Raw genomic sequence first — 449 nt, 5'->3', positions numbered from 1 at the left:
CCCCAGACCTCATCAACCGGAAGTGCAGCCATCAGTTTGCGCTGGCGATCCTGGTTAGATAAGTCCACCACCCCACCCGTTTGTCTCTGCCATTTTTTGGCGGCATGATTCGCCAGTTTCGCCAGCGTCTTTGTCTGGGCAATACCAACGCCAACCGCCAGACCTGTATTTTGATAAACGGCATCTTTTAATTCCTGCCCAAATTCCTGCAAAACCCGACAGTTTCTTACACCTGTCAGGTCACAGAAGGCTTCATCAATTGAATATATTTCGCAGCGGGGGGACATTGCCTCTAGCGTGGACATTACTCTGCAGGACATATCTGCATAAAGCTCGTAATTGCTGCTGAAACAAACCACACCATATCGACGGAATAAGTCCTTCTGCTTGAAATACGGCTCCCCCATTTTCACACCAGCTCTTTTGGCTTCAGTGTTACGGGCGATAAC

1 protein-coding gene is annotated in these 449 nt (G+C 49.2%); it reads right to left on the bottom strand.

Annotated features, from left to right (window positions below):
- Positions 1-449 (bottom strand): Y-family DNA polymerase (locus JSN25_RS14170; RefSeq protein WP_479690805.1); only part of this gene is annotated, 449 nt, incomplete at both ends.

Origin of the sequence: Citrobacter cronae (assembly GCF_016893685.1) — a bacterium.
Lineage (GTDB): Bacteria > Pseudomonadota > Gammaproteobacteria > Enterobacterales > Enterobacteriaceae > Citrobacter > Citrobacter werkmanii.
Note: the sequence above shows the minus strand (reverse complement) of the source record. Positions and strands in the feature narration are given on the sequence as shown.